This window comes from Vibrio intestinalis (assembly GCF_025195085.2).
In the GTDB taxonomy this organism is placed as follows: domain Bacteria; phylum Pseudomonadota; class Gammaproteobacteria; order Enterobacterales; family Vibrionaceae; genus Vibrio; species Vibrio intestinalis.
Map to the genome: position 1 here is coordinate 26,465 of NZ_JANAVY020000001.1, position 21,703 is coordinate 48,167.

General features: G+C 45.6%; 17 protein-coding genes. 5 read left to right on the top strand and 12 right to left on the bottom strand.

Annotation, left to right across the window (positions count from 1 at the left end; all coding sequences use genetic code 11):
- Positions 1-111 precede the first annotated feature (111 nt).
- From yfaE to ubiG, 4 genes are all read right to left on the bottom strand, one after another.
- On the bottom strand, positions 112-390 hold the full coding sequence (yfaE, locus tag MU515_RS00095) for a class I ribonucleotide reductase maintenance protein YfaE (protein ID WP_260258324.1): 279 nt from the start codon (positions 388-390) through the stop codon (positions 112-114).
- Positions 390-1,523: a class Ia ribonucleoside-diphosphate reductase subunit beta gene (gene nrdB, locus MU515_RS00100; protein WP_260258325.1), complete on the bottom strand. Its 1,134-nt coding sequence runs from the start codon at positions 1,521-1,523 to the stop codon at positions 390-392. The genes yfaE and nrdB overlap by 1 nt, the downstream gene beginning before the upstream one ends.
- A 100-nt stretch (positions 1,524-1,623) precedes the next feature.
- Positions 1,624-3,906 carry a class 1a ribonucleoside-diphosphate reductase subunit alpha gene (gene nrdA / locus MU515_RS00105; protein WP_260258326.1) on the bottom strand — a complete coding sequence of 761 codons (2,283 nt, stop codon included), beginning with the start codon at positions 3,904-3,906 and terminating at the stop codon, positions 1,624-1,626.
- A gap of 456 nt (positions 3,907-4,362) precedes the next feature.
- A complete protein-coding gene (gene ubiG, locus MU515_RS00110; protein ID WP_260258327.1) occupies positions 4,363-5,070 on the bottom strand; it encodes a bifunctional 2-polyprenyl-6-hydroxyphenol methylase/3-demethylubiquinol 3-O-methyltransferase UbiG in 708 nt (235 codons plus the stop codon).
- A 278-nt stretch (positions 5,071-5,348) separates the two neighbouring features.
- On the opposite strand from ubiG, the gene gyrA reads away from it, so the two are divergent.
- The 4 genes from gyrA (at position 5,349) to MU515_RS00130 (ending at position 11,111) form a co-directional block, all read left to right on the top strand.
- Positions 5,349-7,982, top strand: a complete 2,634-nt coding sequence (gene gyrA / locus MU515_RS00115) for a DNA topoisomerase (ATP-hydrolyzing) subunit A (RefSeq protein ID WP_260258328.1) — start codon at positions 5,349-5,351, stop codon at positions 7,980-7,982.
- Between the two features lie 133 nt (positions 7,983-8,115).
- Entirely contained in the window at positions 8,116-8,745 is a 630-nt protein-coding gene (locus MU515_RS00120; protein WP_260258329.1) for a LysE family translocator, read from the top strand.
- A gap of 65 nt (positions 8,746-8,810) precedes the next feature.
- Positions 8,811-9,062, top strand: coding sequence for a hypothetical protein (locus MU515_RS00125; RefSeq protein ID WP_260258330.1), 252 nt, complete (start codon positions 8,811-8,813; stop codon positions 9,060-9,062).
- A 165-nt stretch (positions 9,063-9,227) separates the two neighbouring features.
- Positions 9,228-11,111, top strand: coding sequence for a methyl-accepting chemotaxis protein (locus tag MU515_RS00130; RefSeq protein WP_260258331.1), 1,884 nt, complete (start codon positions 9,228-9,230; stop codon positions 11,109-11,111).
- Between the two features lie 97 nt (positions 11,112-11,208).
- Here the strand turns inward: MU515_RS00130 and MU515_RS00135 are convergent, their stop codons facing one another.
- The 7 genes from MU515_RS00135 to hutC form a co-directional block, all read right to left on the bottom strand.
- Positions 11,209-11,934, bottom strand: a complete 726-nt coding sequence (locus MU515_RS00135) for a DUF3581 domain-containing protein (protein WP_260258332.1) — start codon at positions 11,932-11,934, stop codon at positions 11,209-11,211.
- Between the two features lie 150 nt (positions 11,935-12,084).
- Positions 12,085-13,068 (bottom strand): histidine ammonia-lyase, encoded by a 984-nt coding sequence (locus MU515_RS00140; RefSeq protein WP_260258333.1) that lies wholly within the window; start codon positions 13,066-13,068, stop codon positions 12,085-12,087.
- A gap of 255 nt (positions 13,069-13,323) precedes the next feature.
- A complete protein-coding gene (hutH, locus tag MU515_RS00145) occupies positions 13,324-14,865 on the bottom strand; it encodes a histidine ammonia-lyase (protein WP_260258334.1) in 1,542 nt (513 codons plus the stop codon).
- Between the two features lie 4 nt (positions 14,866-14,869).
- A complete protein-coding gene (gene hutU / locus MU515_RS00150) occupies positions 14,870-16,567 on the bottom strand; it encodes a urocanate hydratase (protein WP_260258335.1) in 1,698 nt (565 codons plus the stop codon).
- A gap of 21 nt (positions 16,568-16,588) precedes the next feature.
- Entirely contained in the window at positions 16,589-17,584 is a 996-nt protein-coding gene (hutG, locus tag MU515_RS00155; protein ID WP_260258336.1) for a formimidoylglutamase, read from the bottom strand.
- Positions 17,577-18,806, bottom strand: a complete 1,230-nt coding sequence (gene hutI / locus MU515_RS00160; protein ID WP_260258337.1) for an imidazolonepropionase — start codon at positions 18,804-18,806, stop codon at positions 17,577-17,579. The genes hutG and hutI overlap by 8 nt, the downstream gene beginning before the upstream one ends.
- A 124-nt stretch (positions 18,807-18,930) precedes the next feature.
- A complete protein-coding gene (gene hutC / locus MU515_RS00165; RefSeq protein WP_260258338.1) occupies positions 18,931-19,638 on the bottom strand; it encodes a histidine utilization transcriptional repressor HutC in 708 nt (235 codons plus the stop codon).
- A 192-nt stretch (positions 19,639-19,830) separates the two neighbouring features.
- Between hutC and MU515_RS00170 the strand changes: the two genes are divergently transcribed.
- Positions 19,831-20,574 (top strand): sporulation protein, encoded by a 744-nt coding sequence (locus tag MU515_RS00170; RefSeq protein WP_260258339.1) that lies wholly within the window; start codon positions 19,831-19,833, stop codon positions 20,572-20,574.
- 60 nt (positions 20,575-20,634) lie between these two features.
- Here MU515_RS00170 and MU515_RS00175 read toward each other — a convergent pair whose 3' ends face one another.
- Positions 20,635-21,603 carry a DUF3187 family protein gene (locus MU515_RS00175; RefSeq protein ID WP_260258340.1) on the bottom strand — a complete coding sequence of 323 codons (969 nt, stop codon included), beginning with the start codon at positions 21,601-21,603 and terminating at the stop codon, positions 20,635-20,637.
- Between the last annotated feature and the right edge of the window lie 100 nt (positions 21,604-21,703).

Genomic DNA, 21,703 nt, shown 5'->3' on the forward strand with positions numbered 1-21,703 from the left:
GAATGGCGCGAATGTTTTCAAAAGAAGGGAAATTAGAAAGGCCAGTGCAATGCACTGGCCTTGATAGAAGTCTTAATCGTGGATAGCTTGTAAAGATTCTCTTATCGAGCTTTAAGCCCGTTTTTCTTTAAGCTTATACACCACTTCTTCGAGTTCGATGTCTGTTTTGGCACGAGTTACACAAGGCAATACTTCATCGCCTTGTGTATACGCCATTGCAAAGCCAACGTATTCAACTTCACCGGATTTGAGCTTGCAGCGACACGCACCGCAATGACCATCTCGGCAGTTGTATTCAGCGTCAATTCCAGCACTTTCTAACGACTCTAACAAAGTGTTGGAGGCGTTAGAAGTGATAGTCACCTGACCGTTGACCTTGATGTTAGACATTACAGTTCGAAGTCCTTGAAGTCGTCTGCTTTCACGTCACTTTCAATCTGACCTACTAGGTAAGATGAAATTTCCGCTTCTTGCGGTGCAACTTGCACGTTATCAGAAGATAACCATGCGTTGATCCAAGGGATTGGGTTAGACGTTGCTTCTGGGTAAGCAGCGCCTAGGCCAACGGCCTGCATACGAACGTTAGTGATGTATTCTACGTATTGGCAAAGAATGTCTTTATTAAGGCCAATCATCGAACCATCTTTGAATAGGTATTCTGCCCACTCTTTCTCTTGTTCTGCGGCTGCTTTGAACAGATCGAAACACTCTTGCTTCGCTTCTTCTGCAATTTGCATGAAAGTGAAATCATCTTGGCCATTACGCAGTAGGTTAATCATGTGCTGCGTACCCGTTAGGTGAAGTGCTTCATCACGCGCGATTAGCTTGATGATTTTCGCATTACCTTCCATCAACTCACGTTCAGCAAAGGCGAACGAACAAGCAAACGACACGTAGAAACGAATCGCTTCAAGCGCGTTTACCGACATCAAACAGATGTACAGTTGCTTTTTAAGCTCGTAAAGGCTGATTTTCGTCGTTTCGCCAGCGATCTCGTGTGTACCTTCACCATAGCGATGGTAATCGTTGGTCATTTGGATCAGCTTATCGTAGTAGTGAGAGATGTCTTTTGCGCGCGCTAAGATGTGCTCGTTTTCTACGATGTCATCAAACACAATACCCGGGTCGTTAACGATGTTACGGATGATGTGAGTGTATGAGCGAGAGTGAATCGTCTCAGAGAAAGACCAAGTTTCAATCCAAGTTTCTAACTCAGGCAGAGATACCAAAGGTAGCAATGCTACGTTCGGGCTGCGGCCTTGAATTGAATCAAGTAGCGTTTGGTATTTCAGGTTAGAGATGAAAATGTGCTTTTCATGATCTGGTAGCTTGTTGTAATCGATACGGTCGCTCGATACATCGACTTCTTCTGGACGCCAGAAGAAAGACAGTTGCTTTTCGATAAGCTTTTCAAAAATTTCAAATTTCTGTTGGTCGTAGCGTGCTACGTTAACCGATTGACCAAGGAACATAGGTTCTTTTAGTTGGTCATTTTTGTTCTGGTTAAAAGTACTGTAAGCCATGATGCCTCAATTCCTTTTAAGCCCCTACCACTTAGTTATCAAGGGTAGGGGCGATAGTTCTGTTTAAATCAATACCGTTCTATTTATAGAGTGGTATTGGTTAGATCTTACAACCGCCGCCTGCACAATCGTCATCAGCTGGTTGAACTGCGTCTTTCTGGTCGTCTTTAGCACCGTCACGAGTGTTATGGTAGTAAAGCGTTTTTACGCCGTATTTGTATGCAGTCAGCAGATCTTGCAGCAGTTTCTTCATCGGCACTTTACCGCTCTCGAAACGAGAAGGGTCGTAGTTCGTGTTTGCCGAGATCGCTTGGTCGATAAACTTCTGAATTATACCCACAATGTGAAGGTAACCATCGTTCGAGCCGATATCCCAAAGTAACTCGTAGTTATCTTTTAGCTGAGTGAACTCAGGCACAACTTGCTTCAAGATACCATCTTTAGAGGCTTTCACTGATACGTAACCGCGTGGTGGTTCAATACCGTTAGTCGCATTTGAAATCTGTGAAGAGGTTTCAGATGGCATTAGCGCTGTCAGGGTTGAGTTACGTAGACCATGTTCCATGATCTCTTTACGTAGTTCTTCCCAGTCGTAGTGCAGTGGCTCGTCACAAACTAGATCGACATCTTTCTTGTAAGTGTCGATTGGCAAGAGGCCTTTTGCGTAGTTTGTTTCTTCAAACAGTGGACATTTGCCTTGTTCTTTCGCTAGTGCAACAGACGCTTTGAGTAGGTAGTACTGCATCGCTTCAAATGTGCGGTGTGTTAGGCCATTTGCGCTGCCGTCTGAGTATTTCACGCCGTTTTTCGCTAGGTAGTAAGCGAAGTTGATTACGCCAACACCAAGAGTACGACGGTTCATTGTCGACTTGTATGCCGCTGGTAGCGGGTAATCTTGGTAATCTAGCAGTGCGTCTAGAGCGCGAACAACTAGCTCTGACAGCTCTTCAAAATCGTCTAGCTCTTTGATTGCACCTAAGTTAAACGCTGATAGCGTACATAGCGCGATTTCACCTGAATCGTCTTCTACGTTTGCTAGAGGTTTAGTCGGTAGTGCGATTTCCAAACACAAGTTTGACTGACGAACTGGCGCGACTTCAGAGTCGAATGGGCTGTGAGTGTTACAGTGGTCAACGTTTTGAATGTAGATACGACCTGTAGATGCACGTTCTTGCATCAATAAGGTAAACATTTCAATCGCTTTAACGGTCTCTTTCTTAATTGAAGGATCGTTTTCGTATTTCACGTATAGACGCTCGAACTCCGCTTGGTTTTCGAAGAATGCGTCGTATAGGCCAGGTACATCAGACGGTGAGAACAGTGTGATGTTACCGCCTTCAACTAAGCGTTGGTACATCAGCTTGTTCAACTGAACACCGTAGTCCATGTGACGAACACGGTTTTCTTCAACACCACGGTTATTCTTAAGCACCATTAGTGAGCGAGCTTCGCCATGCCACATTGGGTAGAACACAGTAGCTGCGCCGCCACGAACACCACCTTGTGAACAACATTTCACTGCTGTTTGGAAGTATTTGTAGAACGGGATACAGCCAGTGTGGAATGCTTCACCGCCACGGATTTCAGAACCAAGCGCACGGATACGACCTGCGTTGATACCAATGCCGGCACGTTGAGAAACGTAACGAACAATTGAGCTAGCCGTTGCGTTGATAGAATCTAGGCTGTCACCACACTCGATAAGTACGCATGAGCTGAACTGACGAGTAGGAGTACGTACACCAGACATAATTGGTGTAGGTAGAGAAATTTTAAATGTCGATGTCGCATCGTAGAAACGCTTAATGTAGTCAAGACGCGTTTCTTTAGGGTAGTTAGCAAACAGACATGCAGAAACCAAGATGTAAAGGAACTGAGCACTTTCGTAAATCTCACCGCTTACACGGTTTTGAACAAAGTACTTACCTTCTAGCTGCTTAACGGCTGCATAAGAAAAATCTAGGTCACGTTTGTGATCTAGGTAAGCATCCAGTTCGTCTAGCTCAGCCTTGGTGTAATCTTCAAGAATGTGCTTGTCGTACTTGCCCATATCAACAAGACGAGAAACATGATCAAACAGCGTTGGCGGCTCATACTGACCGTACGCTTTTTTACGCAGGTGGAATACCGCTAAACGCGCTGCTAAATATTGGTAATCAGGTGTTTCTTCAGAAATCAAATCGGCTGCAGATTTGATAATAGTTTCATGAATGTCAGACGTGGTAATGCCGTCATAGAACTGAATGTGAGCTTTTAGTTCTACTTGTGAGACAGAGACATTATCTAGGCCTTCTGCCGCCCAAGTGATTACTCGGTGCAGTTTTTCTAGATCAATGTTTTCTTTACGGCCATCACGCTTAGTGACGGTGAGTTGTTGGTTCATTCTGCTTTATTTCCCTAACAAAACTGATGAAAGCCTTGTTTTAGTGTAATTTTTGTAAGTCTAATACTGGCTTTGTGATCAAAATCTATATTTGTATTTTAGACCAAACACAAGATATAGGGGGTAATCTGTTTGCGGATTACAAGATAGTGCTATAACCCGTGTTTTTCAAGTTGAAGATCTTGGATGAGTTGTGGATAACTGACAAATTACAAAATTCCAGTAAGTGGATACTAACTGATGAAAATAGGCGGGAGTTGGCTGTAGAAAATTACCGTTTTTAAATCGGTTTAATCTTAACCTCATTTGAAAAAAAATCTCTTGATCTTCACGCAAAATTTCGAGCTATATTTTCATTGATTAAATTGGAATCAAACGCACGAAATTCGTGCAAAATTCGACTAAAAAAGGCGGCCACACTGTGATACCGCCTGTTTCGATTAATCTTCGACCAAGTTAGATTTTCTTGGTGTGAACGATGTAATTTACATCGACATTGCGACCAAGTTTATAAGTGTCAGTGAGTGGGTTATAGAGTAGGCCAGTAATGCCTTGCTCAGTAAGATCCGTTTGGTCGATCATTTTGATCATTTCAGAAGGGCGAATGAATTTCTCATGGTCATGCGTGCCTTCAGGAACGATGCGTAATAACTTCTCTGCGCCCACAATGGCAAACAGGTAAGATTTGAAGTTACGGTTGAGTGTAGAGAAGAACACATGGCCACCCGGTTTGACTAGCGCCGCACAAGATGAAATGACCGATTGCGGATCAGGTACATGTTCTAGCATCTCCATGCAAGTCACTACATCGTAAGTACCTGCGTTTTCTGCCGCGTGGTCTTCGATAGTGCTTTGAATGTAAGTAAGCTTCGTTCCGGTTTCTAGGGCATGCAGGCGAGCAACCTCTAAAGGCTCTTTACCCATATCAAGGCCAGTCACTATTGCGCCTTCTTTTGCCATGCTCTCAGCCAAAATTCCGCCACCACAGCCAACATCAAGCGCTGTTTTACCAAATAGGCCACCAACGTTATCCATCACGTAATTGAGACGAAGTGGATTGATTTGGTGTAAAGGTTTGAATTCTCCCTCTAAATCCCACCAACGCGATGCCATGTCCTCGAATTTTTTAATTTCATTCGGATCTACATTTTGTGTCTTAGTCATGTTCCATCTATCTATTTGGCAAACTTGAAGGGCATTATAACGGTTCTTAGGCTGCTCTCCATACTCAAAGTAACTTTTCTGTAAAGCTGTTGAAAATATAACCAATAATCAGCGGCATATGCAGCGTGTGTGCAAATTCTCAGCATTTGAATCGCAACAAAGCTCACAACCTGATAAAAGGAGAGGGAAAGTAATGCCGAAGTAACCAATAGTGTGTTATATTTTTTGGCCTTGTACGTATCGAACATACGATCAAACTATAGAGGGATAATGGCTCTATGAGCGATCTAGCTAAAGAGATCACGCCCGTAAACATTGAAGATGAGCTTCGAGGTTCATACCTAGACTACGCGATGTCAGTTATCGTGGGTCGTGCTCTTCCAGATGTGCGTGATGGCCTAAAACCAGTACACCGCCGCGTTCTATTCGCGATGAATGTACTTGGTAACGATTGGAATAAACCATATAAAAAATCTGCCCGTGTCGTGGGTGATGTAATCGGTAAATATCACCCGCACGGTGATAGTGCTGTATACGATACTATTGTACGTATGGCTCAGCCGTTCTCACTGCGTTACATGCTGGTCGATGGCCAAGGTAACTTTGGCTCGATTGATGGTGACTCCGCGGCAGCAATGCGTTACACCGAAGTACGCATGGCAAAAATTGCCCACGAGCTGCTAGCAGACCTAGACAAAGAAACTGTTGACTACGTACCTAACTATGATGGTACGGAGCAAATTCCAGCGGTTCTACCAACGAAAATTCCAAACCTATTGGTAAACGGTGCTTCTGGTATCGCAGTAGGTATGGCAACCAACATTCCACCACATAACCTTGGTGAAGTGATCGATGGTTGCTTGGCTTTCATCAATAATGAAGAAATCACGATTGATGAGCTAATGGACTACATTCCTGGTCCAGATTTCCCAACCGCAGCACTTATCAGTGGCCGCAAAGGCATCGTAGATGCTTATAAGACGGGTCGCGGTAAGATTTACATGCGTTCTAAAGCGGAAATCGAAGCTGACAAGAATGGTAAAGAAACCATTATTGTTACGGAAATTCCATATCAGGTGAACAAAGCTCGTCTAATCGAGAAGATTGCTGAGCTAGTAAAAGATAAGAAAGTAGAAGGCATCAGTGCACTGCGTGACGAGTCAGATAAAGACGGTATGCGTATTGTTATTGAATGTAAGCGTGATGCAGTGGGCGAAGTGGTTCTAAACAACCTATACGCACAAACTCAACTGCAAACGACTTTCGGTATCAACATGGTTGCGCTGAACAATGGTCAGCCTCAACTGTTCAATCTGAAAGACATGCTTAAGTGCTTCGTAGACCACCGCCGTGAGGTTGTGACTCGTCGTACTATCTTCGAACTGAAAAAAGCTCGTGACCGTGCTCATATCCTTGAAGCACTTGCACTTGCGCTTGCGAACATCGATGAAATCATTGAACTGATTCGTAATGCAGCAACACCAGCAGAAGCAAAAGCTGGCTTAGTGGCTCGTGGTTGGGATCTTGGCAATGTAGCAGCAATGCTAGAAAGTGCTGGTAATGATGCCGCTCGTCCTGATTGGCTGGAGCCTCAATACGGCATCCGTGATGGTCAATACTTCCTAACGGAAACCCAAGCACAAGCGATTCTAGACCTACGTCTACACAAGTTGACTGGCCTAGAGCACGAGAAGATTCTAGACGAATACAAAGCACTGCTTGAAGAAATTGCAGAGCTAATGCACATCCTTGCAAGCACAGAGCGCTTGATGGAAGTGATTCGTGAAGAACTAGAAGCTGTTCGTGATGCATTTGGCGATGTTCGCCGTACTGAAATCACTGCTGCTAGCCATGACATCGACATGGAAGAGCTAATTGCACGTGAAGATGTAGTAGTGACATTGTCACACGAAGGTTACGTTAAGTACCAAATCCTAAGTGACTACGAAGCTCAGCGTCGTGGTGGTAAAGGTAAGAGTGCGACTAAGATGAAAGAAGAGGATTACATCGAGCGTCTGCTTGTTGCGAATACTCACGATAACATCTTATGTTTCTCAACTCGCGGTAAGACATACCGTCTGAAAGTGTACCAATTGCCTCTAGCAAGCCGTACTGCACGTGGTAAGCCAATCGTAAACATTCTTCCGCTAGAAGAAGGCGAGCGTATTACAGCTATTCTACCTGTCTCTGAGTTCTCTGCAGACAAGTACATCTTCATGGCGACTGGTGACGGTACTGTGAAGAAGACATCGCTGGATCAGTTCTCAAACGTTCGTTCTAACGGCCTAATCGCGGTTAACCTACGTGATGATGATTCGCTAATCGGTGTGGATATCACTACTGGTGAAAGCGACATTATGCTGTTCTCGAAAGCGGGTAAAGTCGTTCGCTTTAGCGAAGACAAAGTACGTGCTATGGGACGTACCGCAGCAGGTGTTCGCGGTATGAAACTAGCAGATGATGACCAAGTTGTATCTCTGATTGTTCCTTCTAACGAAGGTGACGTTCTGACTGTGACGCAAAATGGTTACGGTAAGCGTACTGAACTTGCTGAGTACCCAACGAAGGGTCGTGCGACCCAAGGTGTTGTTTCTATCAAAGTTTCCGAGCGTAATGGCCCAGTAGTTGGCGCTGTTCAAGTGGAAGAAGGCGATGAAATGATGATGATCACTGATGCCGGTACGCTAGTTCGTACACGTGTGGCTGAAGTGAGCCAAGTTGGTCGTAACACTCAAGGTGTAACACTTATCCGTACAGCAGAAGATGAGTCGGTAGTTGGTCTACAACGTATCGATGAAGTTGAAGAAGTTGAGCTTGCTGAAGGCGAAGAGGGCGAAGTAGCCCAAGCGACTGAAGGTGAGCAAACGAGCGAAGGTGATGCACCAGCATCAGATGACGCTGCAACCGAATAATCTTCTAGATTAGAATGAAAAACCGAGCTAATGGCTCGGTTTTTTTATGTCTGGGATAAAAGGATTGGACAAAGGCGGTGATATTTGATGAATTAGAGGTCTATTACAAAAAATTAACAAAAGGAGTTTGTTAATGGGTTTTGACGTCTGGGCTTTATATTTTGTCGCTATCTTAGTACTTACTGCTTCTCCGGGGCCAAGTTCACTATTGTGTATGACCAAAGGGGTCACCAACGGTTTCAAAACGGCATTGTTCACGGCGTTGGGCAGTTTGACTGCGATTACGATCATTTTAACCTTATCATTTACTGGTTTAGGCCTTGTGATTGCCTCGTCTGAACTGCTGTTTAACATCATTAAATACACAGGTGCAGCGTATTTAATCTATTTAGGTTTTAAGGCGTTTACGTCTAAGCAGCAAGATTACGAGATGCAGGGAGAGCAAGATAAACAGCAGTTATCGCCGTTAAAACACTATGTTTCTGGTTTTATTGTCGGCAGTAGCAATCCAAAAGCGATACTGTTTTTTACCGCACTTTTTCCTCAGTTCATCCAACCAGAGGCGGCGTTGTTCAATCAATATTTGATTTTTGCTGCCACTTTCATGGTGATGGAATTTGCTTGGTTGGCGATATACGCCTTTTTAGGTGCAAAATCTTCAAACTGGCTGTTTGCTAAAGGGCGAGCCAAAACCTTTAATCGAGTCACGGGTGGCGTCTTTATTGGAGCAGGTACTCTACTAACTACCGCGACAAAGGCATAGTGGGTCGCAATTTATAAATTACATCCTTGGTATATTTGTACGCTTTAATTGGTAAGGAGCGGACTATGCCGGATGGAATGGGAACATCGATGGCAATATCAAATTACCTCGGCGTGTTGCTGGTTTTGATATTGTCCTACCCAGTGGTTTTAGTAGCAGCAAACATGATCGCCTACGGGGACGTGGCTAAGCAGCGTTGGTCTCGTCGAGTTAATTGGGTTTATGCCGTGTTGGGCGCTGTGGCATTTGTTATGCATATGCAGACAGAAGTTTTTTACGGACGAGAACTGTATGAATGGCTAGAGAGCCAAAAGTAATTATTTTAATCGTCACGATTTCATAAAATCCAAGTGGTTTTGTTGTTACAAATTGCCTTGTTTTACAAGTGGTTATATTTGCACGTTTGCGCAACAAAAGTGCGTGCAATTTCACATTTTTGCGGCTAATATTCGACCTCCCAAAAATCTGGTTAGTCACAAAAAATGAACATCTCCCTAAAACAAAAACTCATAGGTGCTAGCTTATTGGCAGTTTTGCTAATGGCGGGCACACTTACTTGGCTTTCAGCTGATCAGTTATATCAACAAACGCGAAATGGTGTTTATTCACGAGCAGAAAGCTTGTCGAACACTGCTGCGATTGGTATTTCCGATTGGATTTCTATTCGACGTGATATCGCAACCGCTTTTAACGAGCACAGCACCGAATCTGACGTAATCCCATTTTTAGTCCAAGCCCGTAACGCTGGCGGCTTTGACGATATCTTTTTAGGTACGCCACAAGGTGACATGCTGCGCTCTCATCCAGAGCGTAACCGCGCAGGTTACGACCCACGTACGCGTCCTTGGTACATCGATGCCAACAACGCGGGTCGTCAGATCATTACCACTGCTTACCAAGATGCTATTACCAATGCGCTACTTGTGACGATTGCTGAGCCAGTTCGCCATAATGGTCAAATGGTGGGTGTGGTTGGTGCTGACGTTTTGATTGACCAACTGATTGCGGATGTAATCAGCCTAGATGCCGGTCAAAATGCTTACGCAATGCTGATTGATAAGCAAAACGGCACTTTCCTAGCGCACCCAAACAAAGCCTTGTCACTTAAGTCGACCACTACGTTATCAAGCGATTTGACGATGAGTGCGATCAATGCAGCTGAGCAATCAGGCAGCATTGAGATTATCTTCCGTGAAGGTAAAGAGAAGCTTTACTACTTCAAGAACGTTCCAAACACCGACTGGGTATTCGCGGTTGAAATGGATCGTGAAACAGAACAAGCAGGTCATGCTCAACTTCTGTCAAACCTTCTTATTACAGCGGCCATTATTACTATCATCGTGATCATCGCGGTATCTTGGCTGGTGAGCTTCTTGTTCCGTGATTTGGTTCGCGTGTCTCAAGCTCTGAATGAAATTGCGTCAGGTGAAGCAGATCTTACTCAGCGTATTACACCTCACAGTGATGATGAAGTCGGTCGCCTAGCAATCAGCTTCAACACATTTGTTGGCAACATGCATCAAATGGTGAATAACTTAAGCAAGGTATCTGCTTCGCTCTCTGAGCAATCAAAAACGACAGCACAACAAGCAGAAGAGCGCAGTACGCGTATCCGTACCCAGCAAGATGAAATCAACATGGTCGCGACAGCGATTAATGAGATGGCAGCTGCGACTCAAGAGATTGCAGGCAACGCTGATAATACTGCACAAAGCTCATCTGAAGCGGTTGGCGCTTGTGTTCACGGTGGCTCACAAGTACATCAAACTCAATCATCAATTCAAAACCTTGCTCAAGAAGTGCAGGTAGCGACGGAGGTGATTCAAGAGCTTGAAACGCACGGTAACAGCATTAATACCATCCTATCGACGATTCAAGGCATCGCTGAGCAGACTAACTTGCTCGCACTGAACGCAGCAATTGAAGCAGCGCGTGCGGGTGAGCAAGGCCGTGGTTTTGCGGTAGTTGCTGACGAAGTTCGTGTATTGAGCCAACGCACTCATGCCTCAACGCAAGAAATTCAACAGATGATCGAAACGCTGCAAAGCACGACGGTGAAAGCTGTTGGCATCATGGGTGATAGCCGTATGCTAGCTGACACCAGTGTTGCTGATGCAGATAGCGCGTCTGCAAGCTTGACTCAAATTCAAGCAGCAGTAGAAGTGATCAGTGATATGGCGACTCAAATTGCTTCAGCAGCAGAAGAGCAGGCGTCGGTAACGTCTGAAATCACGCGTAACACAGTAGGTATTCGTGATGTATCGAATGACCTTGCTAACGAAGCGCACGATGCAGCAGAGCAAGCCGCGCACCTATCCTCGCTTTCTCACGAACTAGAGCGCGAAATTAACCGCTTTAAGTTGTAATAGCTGAGACACTAAAAAGCCCCAACGATGAAAATCGTTGGGGCTTTTTGTTATTTTGAAGCGAGAGCGAAACACATTCGTTCGCTCTAACCGATTGTTAAGCTGCTTGAGAAAACTGCGCTAAGAAAGCCTCTTTGCACTCATTAAAGCGGTTAACCAAATCATCAATGTCATCTTGGTTATATGGCTTAAGGCCACTAGCCACCATGCGCTTAACACCTTTACCAACCACTTCACCATCTTGGGTAAAGTCGAAGTTAAGCGTTACTAGGCCGCGTTTACCTTCAACATCGAACGTAGCGCCTGCAAACGTCACTTCAGGGGCTGTGAGGTCTAGATGGTTGAACTCAACTTCCATGCTCTCGTAGATAACAAGAGGGCGTTGGCAGTTAATCATCATCTGCTTCTCTTCCATAAGAGGAACCATGATGTGAGGGAAGTTCATACCAGAGAACTGCACGTAGTTGGTGACAACGTGCTCAATGAATGCTGCGTCTTGGTTTACCGCACCTTCACGATTCATATGTAGGTATTCTTTACCATTGGCATCCACAACTGCGGCTTCTTTGTCGCATTTGTTTTCAATATGCAGAGCTACACCGTCGCTAACCATTCCTGAAAAATCGAAACGCATCTTTTGACTCACGCCTTGCTTGGAAAGCAACACTGCAAATAGCAAATCTCCAGGCACGCAAAAACGTTTGTTGTCTTCGTCGTGAATAGGGTTGTAATCGCCCGCCACTTTCTTAGCAAAATGACTTGCTTGCTGACGGGTAAACTGGAACTGGTTTTCTTGTGTAGAAAAGTACGGTGTTAAAAACATATCTTACGCTTAGTAGCCAAAACTGCATGCGATTATATATGAGTAACGGATTTCACTGGTCAATCCAGTCAGTAAACTTAGGTTACAAAAAAGCCCAACTGATGTGGTTGGGCCAGTACAGATTAAACGCGATGGCGTAGCGTCGCTTATTTAGTTAACAAAGAACCATTTGTTTAAATAATCGTTGAGCGGCGTAAAAGCAGGGTTTGCCCAGTTAAATGGGTAATCGGCAGACGCCTGCTCACCACTTGCTAAGTTGCCTGTGCCCGTAAACTTAGGGTTTGGGTCTCTAAGTTCGCCCGGAAATTTACCTGATGCAGGGTTGGCTTTATATTCATACATCGCACCTAGCAAAGCACCCGGGTTGAGGTTTTTGCTCACAGTGTGGATAGGATCTTCTTTACCATTAACTTGAGCACCGCCGTCGTCTTTACAAGCGGCCAAGTTAGTGCCATCGATAACATCACCGCTGACCAATTGGCCATTACCATAGTTACACTCATCGTACTTAAGGTAGCCAAGCGCGAGTGATCCGGTGCCCAGTTTGTTGTTGATTAAGTGTTTAAATCCAGAATAAGCGAGGGTAAGTTCAGCGCCAACTTGCGTATTGCTATCTCCATCAACGTAGTAATCGAACAGCTGCATCATTTTCTGTTGTGCAGTGGTGGTGAGGGTTTCATCGGTTCCGCCAATATTGGTGTAAACCAGCTCAATACCATTGAGTACAGGTGAACTGGTGTAGATGTTCTGAGCCAGTTTCAAAATGAGCTTTTCGTGTTGTGCGCCATTGGTTGGTTCATCGGCAATGACACCAATTACAATCGACTTTTGATTGAACTGTTTGCGAACATCCGCATGAGCGCGGGTAAGAAATTGCTCTACTTGCGATTTCACTCGATCGAGCTGGGCTTGGCTTACGTTGGGGCCAAATTGTAAAACATAAACCCCTTTATCAAACTGACAGTTCGGTACGTCAGCTTCCGTGGTGCAGTTAGCGATGGAAGTGTAGATTTGAGTGCTAACTGTATTATTTGTGCTTGGGGGAGTGGAATTATTGCTCTCTTCAGAGCCACAACCAACTAATGTGGCCAATAGGGTAAGAGCAGAGATTTTAATGGTTTTACTAAATGACATAGTGACATCGCTAGGTAATTGACTATCAGGTGCGGCGATAATAATTTCCTTTCTGATGCTGTCTAGCCTCGAATAATTCCGCGGACGGAATTGTAATGATACGTAAGTATCTAGTTCCTTTTGCTATGGGGTGTTTGAAACGAAAAAAGCGCTAGAGGGCAAGAAATGAGGTTTTGTAAGCTCATGTAAGGGTGGTTAAAAACTAATGGCCAGTCGAAACTGGCCATGGGTTAGGTTAGGTATTGCATCGGCCTGTTAATGGTGGCTTGGCAGTATGTGGTCAGGAATGAGTTCGTTGTGAACTGCCAGTTTTAATAACGCATTGGCCTTTTCGATGTCTGGAGCAAAATACCGATCTTTGTCATAGAAGGAGACACGCTCGCGCAGCATCTCTTTAGCTCGTTCAATACGAGGGGATGATGTGAGCGGGGCTCTAAAATCAATGCCTTGCGTGGCTGAAAGGTACTCCACTGCCAAGATACCTCGCGTGTTCTCGGCCATATCACGTAGCCTACGACCAGCAAAGGTGGCCATTGAAACATGGTCTTCTTGGTTTGCCGAGGTGGGTAAGCTATCGACAGATGCTGGGTGCGCAAGGGTTTTGTTCTCACTTGCTAATGCGGCAGATGTGACTTGTGCGATCATAAACCCGCTATTTACTCCGCCATTGTCGACTAAAAATGGCGGCAGTTTACTTAACGCACTATCGATCAGTAGCGCCATACGACGCTCCGATAAACTGCCAATTTCAGCAATGGCGAGCGCAAGGTTATCCGCAGCCATCGCAACCGGCTCTGCGTGGAAGTTACCTCCTGAGATAATGTCACCATCTTCAAAGAAAACCAGTGGATTATCGGATACCGAGTTTGCTTCAATTTGCAAAATGTCTGCGGCATTGCGAATTTGCTGCAAACATGCCCCCATCACCTGTGGCTGACAGCGAAGCGAGTAGGGGTCTTGTACTTTTTCACAGCAAGTGTGGGACTCTCCAATCTCACTGCTGTTTTCGAGCAAGTGTCGATAGGCCTCAGCGGCATCCATTTGAGCGCGATGGCCACGCACTCGATGAATACGAGGATCAAACGGGCGTCGACTGCCTAATGCCGCTTCAACTGACATCGCACCGCACACCGTGGCAGACGCGTATAAATCCTCTGCTGCGAACAGTCCTTCAAGAGCAAATGCTGTCGAGGCTTGTGTACCGTTAAGAAGCGCTAAGCCTTCTTTTGGCGCAAGGGTTATCGGTTGTATACCTGCAATGGTGAGTGCTTCAAGCCCTGATATGATCTTACCATTGTGGCGTGCTTGGCCTTCGCCTAATAAAATAGTGCTCATGTGAGCCAATGGTGCTAAGTCACCAGAAGCACCAACAGAGCCTTTTTGCGGTACGCATGGGTAAACCTGAGCGTTAACTAGCTCGATCAGTGCTTCAATCACTGATAATCGAATCCCAGAGTAGCCTTTGGCTAGACTATTAATCTTCAGTACCATCATCAAACGGACGGTTTCGTCAGACATAAACTCGCCAATACCCGCCGCATGAGATAACACAATACTCTTCTGTAGCACTTCTAGATCTTGTGGAGCGATGCGCGTGTTCGCTAATAGGCCAAAACCGGTATTGATGCCGTAGACGGTACGATCTTCCGCAATCACTTGCTCTACTACTTGGGCACTTTTTCCGATGGCATCATGAGCGCCCTGATCGAGAGTCAAGTTGATAGGAGAACGACTAATTTGTCGCAATTGTTTCAGTGTCAATTGACCTGGGTGTAGAACTAAATTCATCATATCCATCCCCTTAACGCAGTTTAGCCAGTTCTTGATTGAGCATCGGCAGATCAAGCTTTTGCTCCGCTGCGCATTGCTTAGCGATGTCATAACCTGCATCAGCGTGGCGCATGACGCCAGTTGCAGGGTCATTGTGAAGCACGCGGGCGATACGCTGTGAAGCGTCATCACTGCCGTCACAGCAAATTACCATGCCAGAGTGTTGCGAGAATCCCATACCGACGCCGCCACCATGATGAAGTGAAACCCATGTCGCGCCCCCAGCGGTATTCAACATCGCATTGAGCAATGGCCAATCGGATACAGCATCAGAGCCGTCGAGCATGCCTTCGGTTTCGCGGTTTGGGCTGGCGACAGAGCCTGAATCAAGGTGGTCTCGGCCAATCACAACCGGTGCTGACAGCTCACCGCTACGCACCATTTCATTAAATGCTTGACCTAAACGTTCACGATCTTTTAGCCCCACCCAGCAGATTCGTGATGGCAAACCTTGGAATTGAATACGTTCACGAGCCATATCTAGCCAGTTATGGAGATGCGGATTATCAGGGATCAATTGTTTGACTTTTTGGTCTGTTTTATAGATGTCTTCTGGATCGCCTGACAACGCTGCCCAACGGAATGGGCCAATGCCTTCACAGAAGAGTGGACGAATGTATTGTGGTACAAACCCCGGGAAATCAAACGCGTTCGAAACGCCTTCTTCCAACGCCATTTGACGAATATTGTTGCCGTAGTCAAGGGTAGCAGCACCACGTTGTTGCAGCTCTAACATTGCTTGCACTTGAAGTGCCATCGATTGTTTTGCGGCTTTGACTACTTTCGCTTCGTCAGTGGTGCGCATAGCTTGAGCGTCATCCATACTCCAGCCAAGGGGTAAGTAGCCATTAAGCGGATCGTGCGCCGAGGTTTGGTCGGTGACTACATCAGGCGTGATGCCGAGCTCTACAAGCTTAGGGAAGATATCGGCTGCATTGCCTAGTAAGCCAACCGAGATAGGTGTTTGCGCGTTGTTAATCAGCGCTAATGCTTCATCTAGGCTGGTGGCTTTTTTGTCTACATAGCCAGTGCGTAAGCGGTAATCAATTCGTGACTCGTCGCATTCAACGGCCAACATAGAAAAGCCTGCCATGGTCGCGGCAAGTGGTTGTGCGCCACCCATACCACCGAGGCCGCCGGTAAGTATCCAACGGTTCTTGGCGTCGCCATTAAAATGCTGTTTAGCCACTGCGACGAAGGTTTCGTAAGTGCCTTGTACTATCCCTTGTGAGCCGATGTAAATCCAGCTGCCCGCTGTCATTTGGCCGTACATCATTAAGCCTTGCTTATCGAGCTCGTTAAAGTGCTCCCAGTTGGCCCAATGAGGTACAAGGTTGGAGTTGGCGATTAATACACGAGGGGCATTTTTGTGAGTCGGGTAAACGCCGACAGGTTTGCCTGATTGTACCAATAAGGTCTGGTCTTCTTCTAAACGTTCTAGCACCTCAACAATCTTATCGAAACACTCCCAGTTTCGAGCTGCTCGGCCAATGCCGCCATAAACAACTAATGCGTGAGGATGCTCAGCGACATCTGGGTCTAAGTTGTTCATTAGCATACGTAGCGGTGCTTCAGTGAGCCATGATTTTGTATTGAGCTTTGTGCCACGGGGCGCGCGAATGGTGCGCGAGTTATCGAGACGCTTTAGATCAATTTGGCGTTCCGTCATGAGAAGACTCCTTGTTATTCTCTATTTTTCTGAGAAGGCATTGGCGATATCCCAACATAATCTCGCAGCCAAACGTGCAGTTTGGCTATCAACGTCATAGGTTGGGTTGTATTCGGCGATATCGGCAATGACCAACTTTTTCTTGTAATGTAGGATACGTTCTAGAAATAGATTGATTGTATCGAGGCTGATGCCTCTTGCTGCTGGGGCGCTAACGCCCGGAGCAATCGCTGCTGGGAACACATCTAAATCAATCGTGAGGTAGATGTAATCACAGTTATCGATAAAGTGCTGTAGCTGGGTGAGGTGATAAACGTGGTTAAGATGAGAAAGGTCTTTGTCCTCTACATACCACACCCCAAGCTCGTCGGCTTTGTCAAACAGCGCTTTGGTATTACTGGCACGGCTGACACCTAAACAGGCATAGTGGAACGGCCACTGCTTTTGTTCGCAAAAGTGATTAATTTGATTAAATGGCGTACCGGAGCTTGGTTTAATTTCAACGTGCGGATGCTCAAATGCACGCAAATCAAAATGCGCATCGAAGTTGATAATGCCGATGCGCGGTGCTTTGTTGGGATTCAAAAACTCGAAGTAACGAGCTAGGCCCAGAAATGAAGCCCATGCAACCTCATGACCGCCACCAAGCGTGATGACTGGCGTCGAGCGTAAGGCTGTGGAGATAACATCGGCACAGTGTGATTGCGCTTGTTCAAGTAAGTCGTCTTCACATACCACATTACCAAGATCGATGATGGCGCTCTCTTTGTGCCATGCCATATTGGCAAGGGCGCGACGAATCAGGTCTGGCGATTTACGCGCGCCAATTCGACCTTTATTTCTCGCTACCCCAGCATCACAAGCAAAGCCCAAAATACTAACGGCGTTATGATACGGCTGAAGTTGCTCGACCTGCATAGCTTTAATGATGCTGTGAATACGTGTACCTAGCGTGCCATCTTCTTCATCAACACGGCCTTGCCAGTGAAATTCTTGCTGCGTGGTTAGATTAGACATAATCCACTTGTCCCCCGACGAGGCGCGCGTGCAAACGCGTCACGCCTTGTAGATAACTGAAGTCGGCAGGATGGTCGATATCCCAGATAGCGAGGTCTGCCTGATAGCCAACTTGTAACTGCCCAGTTTGGTCGGCTAAACCTAGAGCTCGCGCCGCATTAGATGTCACACCGCGTAATGCTTCTTCTGGTGTTAAACCAAATAGAGTGCAGCTCATATTCATCATCATAGTTAAATCTGCGAAGGGCGACGTACCCGGGTTGATATCGGTGGCGACAGCCATTGGCACTTGGTGTTTGCGCAGTAGAGCGATAGGCGGTTGTTGAGTTTCTTTTAGAAAGTAAAACGCGCCGGGAAGTAAGGTTGCGACTGTTCCGTTTTCGGCTAACGCTTTGACGCCTTGTTCATCAAGATACTCAATATGATCGACAGATAAGCCTTGGTATTTAGCTGTTAATGCTGAACCACCAAGATTTGATAGTTGTTCGGTATGGCCTTTAATTGCTAAACCATGTTGCTGAGCGGTAAGGAATACTTGTTCTGTCTGAGCGAGATCAAAGCCGATAGATTCGCAAAATACATCAACGCTACTGGCAAGGCTTTGTTCACTAACGGCTGGGATAATCTCATTACAGACATAATCGATATAGGCGCTTGGTCGGTTGGCGTATTCCGGTGGCGTAGCGTGGGCGGCAAGTAATGTTGTGCATACATTGACAGAGCGATGATCCTGTAGTGCTTTTGCTGCCCGTAGCATTTTCAGCTCATCTTTAAGTGTTAAGCCATAGCCGGATTTAACTTCTACTGTGGTAACACCGCAGCGCAATAAGCCATCTAAACGAGGTAAGGCTAACTCGATCAACTGCTCTTCACTGGCAGTTCGGGTTGCCGATACTGTCGCGAGAATCCCGCCGCCATTGGCAGATATCTCCTGATAGCTTTTGCCGTTAAGGCGCATTTCAAACTCGTTGGCACGGTTTCCGGCGTAGATTAAATGGGTATGGCAATCGATGAACCCAGGCGTAACCAAGCGGTTAGCACAATCGATAGTTGGTATTGTATCGGTGCTTGGTAAAGGCAGGCCAATTGACGCGATTCGACCACCTTTGATATGCACAGTGGTTGGCGAAGAAACCTGATAACCTGCATCTCCCGCCATCATGGTAAGTAAACGGGCATTGGTGAGCCATACCTGAGAAGGGAATGTCGGTTGAGAAGTCATTTGAGCATCCTGCACAATATCGATCCAAACATTAAATGTATATACAAATTATTGAATCAGATACCGTGATTGATCAAGTTGGATGTGTCTAAATTGTGATCAATAAATAGGATGAAATGCTATATCAAAAGGTAACTTTAGAACTTAATTTATAGCGAGAGCCGGGATGATAAAGCAATGCAAAGCTGACTAAATTGCGTTCGCTCCACGTCCTACGTTTGAGCTGTAAACAGGCTTCGTTAGCATCCATTTGTAACGCTTTTTGAATCGACTTAGGCGCGATGATAGCTTCGACACTGTGCTCAATAGCACTCAGTGGGCAGTGTTCAAACAAATATTGGGTTGGGGTGGTTTGGCTGAAATCTTGTTTGAGGTAATCCGGCGCAAACTCAATATTCACCCAGCGGCACTCCAATTGAATCGCGGACTCATTTTCAAAGTGTATGATTTCAGAATAAAAAACAGGGCTTCCTAGCATCACGCCTAATCGAGTCGCGATGTTTTCATCGGCGATCACTTGGCGCTGAACTTCAATGGAGTTGTGATAACGATGGCCGCGAGCGCGTACTTCTTCGGCGATATTGCGAATATCAACCAAAGGTGACTCAGCCTTGTTGCGTGGGGTACAGACAAATGTACCGAGCCTTGGTTTACGTTGCAGGCGCTGCTCACTCACTAGATCTCGTATCGCTTTGTTGACCGTCATTCGGCTCACTGAAAACTGCTCGGTGAGTTCGAACTCAGTCGGTATTCGATGACCAATTGGCCACGCGCCCGACTCAATGTTATCGACAATATAGCGCTTAATCTGCTGATAGATAGGAGTTGCCATAACTTATACAAAACCACTTAATTGAATATACAAATGGTTACTCAAATATAGAACAAATGCAAGAACTGGTGAAGAGCTGAGCACTTGGATGTGGAATCACTCACTATCTGTGCTTATGGCTTGCACTTAACGGCGTGCTAGGCAACTATCGAGCAAAGATAATGATAAACATAATGAACAAAGGAAGAGCTCATGCTTGGGAAACTAAAAGCCTCATTGGGTATTGGCGCAGCTAAAGTTGATACAGTATTAGAAAGTATGTCTGTGACACAGGGTGATTTGCTTAAGGGCGTCGTTCACATTAAAGGTGGTGATGTCGAGCAGACGATTGACGCGATTCAACTTAAGCTATGCACGGAAGTGAAAGTCGAGAGTGATAACGGCGTTAGCTACCAAGATTTTTCATTAGGTGCACTACAAGTAGTCACGCCATTCGTAATACAAGCAAATGAGCACAAGCAGATCCCATTTGAGCTTAGATTGCACGACGAAACACCTGTCACCGCGCTAAATGCAACTAAAAACCAGTGTCACGTTTGGGTGGAAACGACCTTAGATATCGATTTTGCTATAGATCCTAAAGATAGAGATTACCTTGAAGTTTTGCCTCTACCGGCGGTTGCTAAAGTGATCAATGCTGTGCAAAGTGTAGGCTTTAGCATGGTTAAAGCGGATGTCGAGAAAGGCTATTTAAATGGTGGTCACTTTAAGTCGCAATCAGGCTGCTACCAAGAGATAGAGTTCCGCGGTGGCGGCTTTTTGAATAAGAAAGAGATTGAACTGTCGTTTATCGTTGCGGGCAATCAGATTCACTGCTTAGCTGAAGTAGACCGTTCGCATGGCCTACGTGACGACCAATATGTATCGTTTAGTTTGAGTCGAAACGCGAGCGACTCTGAAATCAGCGCTTCGGTGGCACGTATCGTCTCAATTTGAACTGTGTAGTCATTAATGAAAAAGAGCTTAATCCTGCAAGGTTAAGCTCTTTTTACGTATTTAACCGCTGAATCGATAACGCCATGATAGGGTAAATGCGATATCGGTACTGTTATCGTAATTGATGATATTTTCGTTCGCGGAAAACTCTATCGCGGAGTTTTCTAGTTGATATCGATAACCTAAGGTCACCTCATAGGCCATCTCACTAAACTGGTCATCACCTTCAGATACCCGTTGAAAGAACATCGCCTCGGCCACTAAGAAATGATTTTCAAACCATTCATAGCGGTAACTGGCTCCAAATGACCAGTTTTGATCGGTATAGGGTAGGAATTCGAAGTTGGTATCAGAGTCTCTGAAGGTGATGCTCATTAAGGCATCAAACCCATGTTTACCACGCATGTAGCCATAATTGATTTGAACGGCTTGTTCCCAATCGCTGCCATAAAAGATGCCGCTACCAATTCCGCTATAGTGAAGGGTTGCACCGACAGAAATAGCGTGATGCTCTGTCTGGTACATTTGATACTGTAAGTAACTGTAGATGCCTTGGCTGAGCGTCGAGCCTTTGAAGTTCCTCTCTTCAATACCGTAGATCGGCATATCAATCACGAAGCGGTCTTTGTGCACTTCAGTACGACCATTTTGATCGATGTTAAACCAGTCATGAAATGCGATAGTGAGGCCATCTAAGTAATTGTTGGCGGCAAAGTTCCAGCGATAGCCTATCTCCAACTGCCATGTGTCGGTGAACTGCCATTTACCACCAATGGCAATTTGGTTTTGGTAATAATCTAGAGTGTAGTATTCGGTTCTCGCCCAAATGCTAGCAGCGGTTGCTGTGCCATATAGCTCGACAGTATCGAGCGGCATGGCAAATCCAGAACGTATTTGGGGTGCAAGCCCATTGGTGAGCAAAGGGGCTTGAGCATAGGTTTTTAGTGGTCCATAGTCGTTGATGCTATCAGCGTAAACTTCAGATGAAAGCAGCAGCGAAAGGCACAAAGCGAATCGTACAGTCTTCATATACATCAAATTTTATAGTTGTTTAGTTTAACTATAGCTGATTGCAAAAAGATGGATTGATAAAATTGTTAGTTAAAATCAATCGATCAAAAAATGGGGC

Bases quoted from the DNA above. Each gene is read 5' to 3' on its own strand.
- MU515_RS00140 (WP_260258333.1), bottom strand. From the start codon at position 13,068: ATGTCATTTAGTAAAACCATTAAAATCTCTGCTCTTACCCTATTGGCC.
- MU515_RS00120 (WP_260258329.1), top strand. From the start codon at position 8,116: ATGGGTTTTGACGTCTGGGCTTTATATTTTGTCGCTATCTTAGTACTT.
- MU515_RS00135 (WP_260258332.1), bottom strand. From the start codon at position 11,934: ATGTTTTTAACACCGTACTTTTCTACACAAGAAAACCAGTTCCAGTTT.
- MU515_RS00130 (WP_260258331.1), top strand. From the start codon at position 9,228: ATGAACATCTCCCTAAAACAAAAACTCATAGGTGCTAGCTTATTGGCA.
- hutC (WP_260258338.1), bottom strand. From the start codon at position 19,638: ATGGCAACTCCTATCTATCAGCAGATTAAGCGCTATATTGTCGATAAC.
- MU515_RS00175 (WP_260258340.1), bottom strand. From the start codon at position 21,603: ATGAAGACTGTACGATTCGCTTTGTGCCTTTCGCTGCTGCTTTCATCT.
- gyrA (WP_260258328.1), top strand. From the start codon at position 5,349: ATGAGCGATCTAGCTAAAGAGATCACGCCCGTAAACATTGAAGATGAG.
- ubiG (WP_260258327.1), bottom strand. From the start codon at position 5,070: ATGACTAAGACACAAAATGTAGATCCGAATGAAATTAAAAAATTCGAG.
- hutG (WP_260258336.1), bottom strand. From the start codon at position 17,584: ATGTCTAATCTAACCACGCAGCAAGAATTTCACTGGCAAGGCCGTGTT.
- nrdA (WP_260258326.1), bottom strand. From the start codon at position 3,906: ATGAACCAACAACTCACCGTCACTAAGCGTGATGGCCGTAAAGAAAAC.
- MU515_RS00170 (WP_260258339.1), top strand. From the start codon at position 19,831: ATGCTTGGGAAACTAAAAGCCTCATTGGGTATTGGCGCAGCTAAAGTT.
- yfaE (WP_260258324.1), bottom strand. From the start codon at position 390: ATGTCTAACATCAAGGTCAACGGTCAGGTGACTATCACTTCTAACGCC.
- hutU (WP_260258335.1), bottom strand. From the start codon at position 16,567: ATGACGGAACGCCAAATTGATCTAAAGCGTCTCGATAACTCGCGCACC.
- nrdB (WP_260258325.1), bottom strand. From the start codon at position 1,523: ATGGCTTACAGTACTTTTAACCAGAACAAAAATGACCAACTAAAAGAA.
- MU515_RS00125 (WP_260258330.1), top strand. From the start codon at position 8,811: ATGCCGGATGGAATGGGAACATCGATGGCAATATCAAATTACCTCGGC.
- hutH (WP_260258334.1), bottom strand. From the start codon at position 14,865: ATGGATATGATGAATTTAGTTCTACACCCAGGTCAATTGACACTGAAA.
- hutI (WP_260258337.1), bottom strand. From the start codon at position 18,806: ATGACTTCTCAACCGACATTCCCTTCTCAGGTATGGCTCACCAATGCC.